This is a genomic window from Pseudomonas sp. Sample_14, assembly GCF_004307515.1.
In the GTDB taxonomy this organism is placed as follows: domain Bacteria; phylum Pseudomonadota; class Gammaproteobacteria; order Pseudomonadales; family Pseudomonadaceae; genus Aquipseudomonas; species Aquipseudomonas atacamensis.
Map to the genome: position 1 here is coordinate 38,223 of NZ_RCOC01000063.1, position 8,248 is coordinate 46,470.

Below are 8,248 nucleotides of genomic sequence, written 5' to 3' on the forward strand. Positions count from 1 at the left end.
TGTTCATAGCGAGAAACTTAATCGAGCAAATCCAGTTGCAAATGCTCGGCCACCGCTTCGGCGCTCAACGCCTTGAGTTTCGGCACCCGGCCCAGGCACGGCGCGGGAATGCGCTCGGCCAGGGTCGCAAGGTTTTCCTCCAGCCGCGAAGTTTTCGGATCGATAATATTGGCCACCCACCCCGCCAATTGCAGGCCATCTCGGGCAATCGCCTCGGCGGTCAGCAACGCATGACTGATGCACCCCAGCCTCACGCCCACCACCAGAATCACCGGCAGCTTCAGCGCAATCGCCAGGTCCGACAGATTGTCCTGATCCGCCAACGGCACCCGCCAGCCGCCCGCGCCTTCGATCAGGGTGAAATCGGCGTTCATCGCCAGAATCCCGCGCATCGGCGCCAGCAGCGATTGCACCGTCAGCGCCACTCCCGCTTCGCGCGCCGCCAGATGCGGAGCGATCGCTGGCTCGAACGCCACCGGATTGACCTGTTGATAAGTCAGCGGCAACGAACATTCGGCCAGCAGCGCCAAAGCATCGGAATTACGCAAGCCCTTGGGCGTGACGTCGCACCCGGAAGCCACCGGTTTGCCCGCCGCCGTGCTCAAGCCTGCCGACCGCGCCGCATGGAGCAATCCGGCAGCAACCGTGGTCTTGCCGACATCGGTGTCGGTACCGGTGATGAAATAGGCTGCGCTCATAGAGGTTTCTCCAACACGGCGTACACCACCTGATACGTTGCCGGCAGCCCCGACGCCTGACGGAACCGCTCATACGCGTCGATCAGCCCGAGAATCCGCGCCCGTCCGGTCAAACCGCCCGGCCGGCCGGGATTCAGATTGTGTGCACCCAGCGCCTTCAGCTCGTGAGTCAGGCTGCGCACATCCGGGTAATGCAACACGTGCTGCTGATTTTCCAGAGTCACAGTGCGCAAGCCACTGCCGGCACATAACTGTTCATAGCGGGCGAACTCGCGGAAGCGATTGACGTGCACCAACCCGTCGACCTGCTGCCAACTGTCACGCAACTCGAACAGCGTCCCTGTACAGAGACTAGCAAACGCAAAAATCCCGCCCGGTTTCAGCACGCGCATGGCTTCGCTGAGCACCGCCTCGAAGTCGGCGCACCATTGCACCGCGAGACTGGAGAAAATCAGATCGACGCTCGCATCCTGCAACGGCAGCCGTTCGGCATCGCCAGCAATGAAATGCTCAGCGCCACCCAACGGCCGTGCGTGATTGAGCATGCCCTCGGCAATGTCCAGCGCGACACCGCTGCCCTGGGTGAAACGCGAGGCCAGCGCTCGGGTGAAGTAGCCGGTGCCGCAACCGAGATCAAGCCACCGCGACGGCATGAAACTCCCAGGCAAACGCTCAAGCAGCTGCGTGCCGACGTCACGCTGAAACTCGGCGACGCTGTCGTAACTGGCCGCAGCACGGGAAAAAGACGCCGCCACCTGACGCTTGTCGGGCAAGCCCCCAGGCAGCACAAGGGACAGGTCAGTCATCAGCGCACTCATGAAGAAAAGCCTGGATCGCGCCCGCGACTCCGTGCGGGTCCTCCAGCAGAAAAGCATGGCTGGCCTGTTCGATCAGACCAATTTCGATATCCGGCAACAGCGCGAACAATGCACCGGCCGCTTCCGCCGGGACCAGCGCATCCTGTCCGCCGAACAGATGAAACTGCGGCCCGCGAAACCCCTGCAACGCCTGGCGTGTGTCCAGTTGCGCAAGCAGCTCCAGCCCTGCCATCAGCGCGGCCGGCGCGGTGGCTGGCGCGCCACCGAGCAGCAACCGCGACAAGCCACGCGGATCTGGCGAACCTTGCGCACATAGCAGAGCGAAGCGCTTGAGCGTGGTACGCGGATCGGCCTGGCAACCGGCAAGAAACGCATCGAACGTCTCGCCAGGCATCGCGCTCGGCCACTGTTCATGGGCGACAAACGCAGGGTTGCTCGCCAGCGTCAGCAGCCCGCAGCACACCTCACCGCGTCGCGCTGCCAACTCAGAGGCGAGCATGCCGCCCAGCGACCAGCCACCGAGCCAGACTTCCTGTGGAATGCGCGCATCGAGTTCGTCGAGCCAGTCTTCAAGATCAGCGGAATCCAGCTCCGGCAGCGGTTCGATCTCGACCTGCAGATGTTCGTCGAGGCCACGCAATGCTGCGGCCAGCGGCTCCAGCGGCGACACGCCGAGGCCCCAGCCGGGCAGCAGAATCAGACGATTACGCATGGCCTGGCTCCAATGACAATCGGGCGAAACAATCTGCCAACCCTTCCAGCAACAGTTGCACCTGCGCCTCGCTGTGGGCGGCGGTCAGCGTCACGCGAAGGCGCGCGCTCCCGGCAGGCACGGTCGGTGGGCGAATTGCGGTCACCATCAGCCCGCGCTCGCGCAGCATCTGCGACAACCGCACGGCGCGCCCGGCATCGCCGATCATGATCGGCTGGATCGGCGTGAAGCTGTCCATCAGCTCCAGCCCGATCTGCTCGGCGCCGTGGCGGAACTGGCGGATCAGCATCTGCAAGTGCTCACGGCGCCAGTGCTCGCTGCGCAGCAGCTCGAGGCTTTTCAGCGTCGCGCAGGCCAGCGCCGGCGGTTGGCTGGTGGTGTAGATGTACGGGCGGGCGAACTGGATCAGGCTTTCGATCAACTCTTCGCTGCCGGCGACAAAGGCCCCGGCGGTGCCGAAGGCTTTGCCGAGGGTACCGACCAGCACCGGCACATCGTCCTGGCTCAGGCCGAAATGCTCGACGATGCCGCCACCGTTGGCGCCCAGCGGACCGAAGCCGTGGGCATCGTCGACCATCAGCCACGCGCCTTTGGCCTTGACCGCGCGGGCCAGCGCCGGCAGGTTGGCGATGTCACCGTCCATGCTGAATACGCCATCGGTCACCACCAGTGTGTTGCCAGTGGCTTTCTCCAGGCGTTTGCCCAGGCTTTCGGCGTCGTTGTGCAGATAGCGGTTGAAACGCGCGCCGGACAACAGGCCTGCGTCCAGCAACGAGGCATGATTGAGCCGGTCTTCGAGCACCGTATCGCCCTGCCCGACCAGCGCGGTGACCGCGCCGAGGTTGGCCATGTAGCCGGTGGTGAACAGCAGCGCACGTGGGCGTCCGGTCAGATCGGCGAGTGCTTCTTCCAGCGCGTGATGAGGGCTGCTGTGGCCGATCACCAGGTGCGACGCGCCACCGCCGACACCCCAGCGCTCGGCACCGGCGCGCCAGGCTTCGATCACCTGCGGATGATTGGCCAGGCCCAGATAGTCGTTGTTGCAGAAAGCGAGCAGCGGTTGGCCGTCCACCACCACTTCCGGCCCTTGCGGCGATTCGAGTAGCGGGCGCTGCCGGTAGAGGTTGTCGGCACGGCGGGCAGCAAGGCGTGCGGCGAGATCGAAAGACATGCAGGCCTCAATTTTTCAGATGACACAGATCCCGTGTGGGAGCGAGCCTGCTCGCGAATGGGCGTCACATCCAACATGGATGTTGGCGGCCAAACCGCTTTCGCGAGCAGGCTCGCTCCCACAGGGGTTTTGCATTCCTTCAGCGCAATCCGCGCGGTTTATTACACCGCAGCGTTGTAGAACTGCTCGCTACTCTTCTGCTCCACCAGCGCCTGCTCGATCGCAGCTTGATGAACCTCATCGGAATGCTCTTCGCGAGCCTCCGGCTGGATACCGAGGCGCGCGAACAGCTGCATGTCCTTGTCCGCCTGCGGGTTGGCGGTGGTGAGCAATTTGTCGCCGTAGAAAATCGAGTTGGCGCCGGCGAAAAAAGCCAGGGCCTGCATCTGCTCGTTCATCGCTTCGCGACCGGCAGACAGGCGCACGTGGGATTGCGGCATGAGGATGCGCGCCACGGCGAGCATGCGGATGAAGTCGAACGGGTCAATGTCTTCGGCGTTTTCCAGCGGCGTTCCGGCGACTTTCACCAGCATGTTGATCGGCACCGACTCCGGGTGCTCCGGCAGGTTGGCCAGCTGGATCAGCAAATTGGCGCGATCGTCGAGCGATTCGCCCATGCCGAGAATGCCGCCGGAGCAGATTTTCATCCCTGACTCACGCACATAGGCCAGCGTCTGCAAGCGCTCGCTGTAAGTGCGGGTGGTGATGATGCTGCCGTAGAACTCCGGCGAAGTGTCGAGGTTGTGGTTGTAGTAATCGAGACCGGCCTTGGCCAGCGCCTCGGTCTGCTCCTGATCGAGACGGCCGAGGGTCATGCAGGTTTCCAGGCCGAGGGCTTTCACCCCTTCAACCATCTTCAACACATACGGCATGTCTTTGGCCGACGGATGTTTCCACGCCGCGCCCATGCAGAATCGCGTCGAACCAATGGCTTTGGCGCGAGCCGCTTCTTCGAGGACCTTCTGCACTTCCATCAGCTTTTCTTTTTCCAGACCGGTGTTGTAGTGCCCGGACTGCGGGCAGTACTTGCAGTCTTCCGGGCAGGCGCCGGTCTTGATCGACAGCAGTGTCGAGACCTGCACGCGGTTGGCGTTGAAATGTGCGCGGTGCACCGTTTGCGCCTGGAACAGCAAGTCGTTGAATGGCTGTACGAAGAGTGCTTTGACTTCGGCCAGAGACCAATCGTGACGCAGGGTGGCGGTGGTGCTCGCGCTCATGGGCAATTCCTTGGTTATGCTTGGCTGGCGCCGGGAAAAATGGAATATCCACAGGCGCTACACGGATGTTCGGCATATTTAAGGAAGAGCGATGCGCTGTCAACCGCAATACCAAGGACAGGTTTACATCTGTTTAAAAAACGTACAGACCTGTTTGCTGTGCGATGAGCCCGCAGAAGCACAAATGCCAATGTGCGAGGCCTGCGAAACCGAATTGCCCTGGCTCGGCAGCCATTGTCAGAGCTGCGCTTTGCCGCTGGCGGCGGATGGCCTGACTTGCGGCGAGTGCCTGCTAGAGCCTCCGGCCTTCGAGCAGGTCGCCGTGCCCTGGGTTTATGGCTTCCCCGTGGACAGTCTGATTACACGGTTTAAACACAACGCGAAATGGCCGTTTGGTCACCTGCTCGCCGACGTTCTCGGCCAATACCTGCAGCATCGCTTCGCCGAGGACTTGCCGCGACCCGATGTGTTGCTACCGGTGCCGTTGGCGAATAAACGACTGCGTCGGCGAGGATTCAATCAAGCGGCGATGCTCGCGCGCTGGTTGAGTGTGTCGCTGGATTTGCCGTGTGAAGAACAGCTGCTGCGGAGAGTCATGGACACCGACGCCCAACAGGATCTCGACGCCAAGGCGCGCAAACGCAATTTGCGCAATGCCTTTGCGCTGGCGCCTGATGCAGAGGTAAGCGGCCGCCATTTCGCGCTGGTGGATGATGTTCTGACCACGGGCGCGACCGCTCAGGCACTGGCGCGGTTGTTGATGAATGCTGGTGCGGCGCGGGTTAATGTGTATTGCCTGGCTCGTACGCCGAAGCCCGGTACCTGAGCTCAACTCCTACAGGTTGTGTGTTCGGCTTGACTCGCGCGTTGCAAGTGGCCAACGTCCCTCTCATCGCCCGAGCCAGAAGCGTTCTGCCATGTCCCTGCCCACCCTGCTGTCCCAGCACATCGTCCGCCGCCCGCAGCGCATTGCCCTGCTGCAACACATTGCCGAGCAGGGCTCGATCACCCGCGCGGCGAAAAGCGCGGGGCTCAGTTACAAAGCGGCATGGGATGCGATTGATGAGCTGAACAACCTGGCACAGAAACCCTTGGTCGAGCGCGTGGTGGGCGGCAAGGGTGGCGGCGGCGCCAGACTGTCCAGCGAGGGCGAGCGGGTGCTGCGCCTGTATCAGAAATTGCAGGCATTGCAGGCGCAGGTGCTGGAAGCGGCGGAAGACGCCAGTGATCTCGACCTGCTCGGGCGTCTGATGCTCAGGACCAGCGCGCGCAATCAACTGCATGGCACGGTGGCAGCGATTCAGGCGCAGGGGCGCAACGATCTGATCCACCTCGAACTGGCCGAAGGCATTGCTCTGGATGCGCAGATCACCCACGACAGCACCGTACATCTGGAATTGCAGATCGGTACCGAAGTGATGGCGCTGATCAAGGCTGGCTGGCTTGAGTTGCTCGGCGCCGATCAGTCGACAACGCCCGGACACAATGTGCTGCGCGGCACCATCGAAGCCATCCTCGATGCCGAGGACGGTCCCAGCGAGGTGCGCATTTCCCTGCCCAACGGCCAGACACTTTGCGCCTTGGCCGAACCGCTGCACTTGCGCAACCAGCAACTCGGCGTGGGGTCTGCTGTGCAGGTGCAATGCGCGCCGTCCAACGTGCTGATCGGCACGCCGCTCTGATTCGGCCCTGCCACAAAAGCGTCATCGACCCGCATTAAGGTGTTGCCCATAACCAAGCAGGGAGCCTGATGTGAGCCTATTAGAAGAAAACCAATCCACTGATCTGGAAAAAATGGTCGGCCTCAGCCGTCGCGGTTTCATCAGCGCCGGTGCCTTGTGCGGCGCGGCGATGTTCCTCGGCGGCAACCTGCTGAGCCGCAGCGTCATGGCCGCCAGCGTCAGCGCCGGCAACAGCCGCCTGCTCGGTTTCGAGAGCATTCCGGCGGCGACCACCGACGCCATCAGCCTGCCCAAGGGCTACAAGTCTTCGGTGCTGATCAGTTGGGGCCAGCCGTTGCACAAGAACGGCCCGGCCTTCGATCCGAGCGGTAACGGCACCGCTGCCGCACAGGAAGTGCAGTTCGGCGACAACAATGACGGCATGAGCCTGTTCGCCTTCCCGGACGACAAGAACCGCGCGCTGATGGCGATCAACAACGAATACACCAACTATCGCTATCTATATCCGCATGGCGGCATGCCGCAGTCGGCTGAAGACGTGCGCAAGGCATTGGCCTGCGAAGGCGTGTCGGTGATCGAAGTGCAGCGCAAGAACGGCCAGTGGCAATTCGTCCAGGGCTCGCGCTACAACCGTCGGATTCACGGTAACTCGCCGCTGCGCATCAGCGGTCCGGCCCGCGGCCACGACTTGATGAAAACCGCCGCCGACAAGCACGGCAAAAAAGTCCTCGGCACCTTCCAGAACTGCGCCAACGGCAAGACGCCGTGGGGTACCTACCTGACCTGCGAAGAAAACTTCACCGACTGCTTCGGCAGCAGCAACGCCCAGCAGCAGTTCGATGCCGCGCAAAAGCGCTACGGCGTTGTCGCCAGCAGCAAAGACATCAACTGGCACCCGCACGACCCGCGCTTCGACATGGCCAAGAACCCCAACGAGCTCAACCGTCACGGCTGGGTGGTCGAGATCGATCCGTTCGATCCGCAATCGACTCCGGTCAAACGCACCGCGCTGGGCCGCTTCAAACATGAAAACGCCGCACTGGCCGAGACCGACGATGGTCGCGCTGTGGTGTACATGGGCGACGACGAGCGTGGCGAGTTCATCTACAAATTCGTCAGCCGTGATCGCATCAACCATCGCAATCAGAAAGCCAACCGCGACATCCTCGATCACGGCACGTTGTATGTGGCCAAATTCGATGCCGGCGACGGCAACCCTGATCACCCGAAAGGCCAGGGCCAGTGGATCGAACTGACCCACGGCAAGAACGGCATCGACGCCAGCAGCGGGTTTGCCGATCAGGCAGAAGTGCTGATCCACGCGCGCCTTGCCGCCAGCGTCGTTGGCGCAACACGCATGGACCGCCCGGAGTGGATCGTCGTCAGTCCCAAGGACGGCCAGGTTTATTGCACCCTGACCAACAACGCCAAGCGCGGTGAAGACGGGCAACCGGTGGGCGGTCCAAACCCGCGCGAGAAGAACGTTTACGGGCAGATTCTGCGCTGGCGCACCGACCGCAACGATCACGCCTCGAAGACGTTTGCCTGGGATCTGTTTGTGGTCGCCGGCAACCCGGGCGTGCATGCCGGGACGCCGAAGGGTGGTTCATCCAACATCACCCCGCAGAACATGTTCAACAGCCCCGACGGTCTGGGTTTCGACAAGGCCGGACGCCTGTGGATTCTCACCGACGGCGACTCGAGCAACGCTGGCGACTTCGCCGGGATGGGCAACAACCAGATGCTCTGCGCCGATCCTGCGACCGGTGAGATTCGCCGTTTCATGGTCGGGCCGGTGGGTTGCGAAGTGACCGGGATCAGCTTCTCGCCGGATCAGAAAACCCTGTTTGTCGGGATTCAGCATCCCGGCGAGAACGGCGGTTCGACCTTCCCCGAGCATCTGCCCAACGGCAAGCCAAGGTCTTCGGTGATGGCGATTACTCGCGAAGA

At 62.5% G+C, this 8,248-nt stretch carries 8 protein-coding genes; 3 read left to right on the forward strand and 5 right to left on the reverse strand.

Features of this window, described 5'->3' with window-relative positions; genetic code table 11:
• Nucleotides 1-17: 17 nt before the first annotated feature.
• The 5 genes from bioD to bioB form a co-directional block, all read right to left on the reverse strand.
• On the reverse strand, nucleotides 18-698 hold the full coding sequence (gene bioD / locus D8U61_RS14455) for a dethiobiotin synthase (protein ID WP_016772864.1): 681 nt from the start codon (nucleotides 696-698) through the stop codon (nucleotides 18-20).
• Entirely contained in the window at nucleotides 695-1,504 is an 810-nt protein-coding gene (bioC, locus tag D8U61_RS14460) for a malonyl-ACP O-methyltransferase BioC (protein ID WP_130888256.1), read from the reverse strand. Before bioC ends, bioD begins: the two co-directional genes overlap by 4 nt.
• The gene (locus D8U61_RS14465) at nucleotides 1,497-2,228 is read right to left on the reverse strand and encodes an alpha/beta fold hydrolase (protein WP_130927164.1); all 732 of its coding nucleotides are present in this window, start codon (nucleotides 2,226-2,228) and stop codon (nucleotides 1,497-1,499) included. The genes bioC and D8U61_RS14465 overlap by 8 nt, the downstream gene beginning before the upstream one ends.
• Nucleotides 2,221-3,399: an 8-amino-7-oxononanoate synthase gene (gene bioF / locus D8U61_RS14470; RefSeq protein ID WP_130927165.1), complete on the reverse strand. Its 1,179-nt coding sequence runs from the start codon at nucleotides 3,397-3,399 to the stop codon at nucleotides 2,221-2,223. The genes D8U61_RS14465 and bioF overlap by 8 nt, the downstream gene beginning before the upstream one ends.
• A gap of 161 nt (nucleotides 3,400-3,560) precedes the next feature.
• Nucleotides 3,561-4,616: a biotin synthase BioB gene (gene bioB / locus D8U61_RS14475; protein ID WP_016772860.1), complete on the reverse strand. Its 1,056-nt coding sequence runs from the start codon at nucleotides 4,614-4,616 to the stop codon at nucleotides 3,561-3,563.
• A gap of 91 nt (nucleotides 4,617-4,707) precedes the next feature.
• On the opposite strand from bioB, the gene D8U61_RS14480 reads away from it, so the two are divergent.
• The 3 genes from D8U61_RS14480 to D8U61_RS14490 form a co-directional block, all read left to right on the forward strand.
• Complete coding sequence (locus D8U61_RS14480; protein ID WP_130927166.1) at nucleotides 4,708-5,442, forward strand: ComF family protein; 735 nt, start codon at nucleotides 4,708-4,710, stop codon at nucleotides 5,440-5,442.
• Between the two features lie 91 nt (nucleotides 5,443-5,533).
• Nucleotides 5,534-6,298, forward strand: a complete 765-nt coding sequence (locus D8U61_RS14485; protein ID WP_130902412.1) for a TOBE domain-containing protein — start codon at nucleotides 5,534-5,536, stop codon at nucleotides 6,296-6,298.
• A 70-nt stretch (nucleotides 6,299-6,368) separates the two neighbouring features.
• Nucleotides 6,369-8,248 (forward strand): PhoX family phosphatase (locus tag D8U61_RS14490; RefSeq protein ID WP_130888303.1); only part of this gene is annotated, 1,880 nt, incomplete at its 3' end.

Excerpts from the sequence above, each read along its gene's own strand:
- bioC (WP_130888256.1), bottom strand. The coding sequence starts at position 1,504 with ATGACTGACCTGTCCCTTGTGCTGCCTGGGGGCTTGCCCGACAAGCGT.
- bioB (WP_016772860.1), bottom strand. The coding sequence starts at position 4,616 with ATGAGCGCGAGCACCACCGCCACCCTGCGTCACGATTGGTCTCTGGCC.
- bioD (WP_016772864.1), bottom strand. The coding sequence starts at position 698 with ATGAGCGCAGCCTATTTCATCACCGGTACCGACACCGATGTCGGCAAG.
- D8U61_RS14465 (WP_130927164.1), bottom strand. The coding sequence starts at position 2,228 with ATGCGTAATCGTCTGATTCTGCTGCCCGGCTGGGGCCTCGGCGTGTCG.
- bioF (WP_130927165.1), bottom strand. The coding sequence starts at position 3,399 with ATGTCTTTCGATCTCGCCGCACGCCTTGCTGCCCGCCGTGCCGACAAC.
- D8U61_RS14485 (WP_130902412.1), top strand. The coding sequence starts at position 5,534 with ATGTCCCTGCCCACCCTGCTGTCCCAGCACATCGTCCGCCGCCCGCAG.
- D8U61_RS14480 (WP_130927166.1), top strand. The coding sequence starts at position 4,708 with ATGCGCTGTCAACCGCAATACCAAGGACAGGTTTACATCTGTTTAAAA.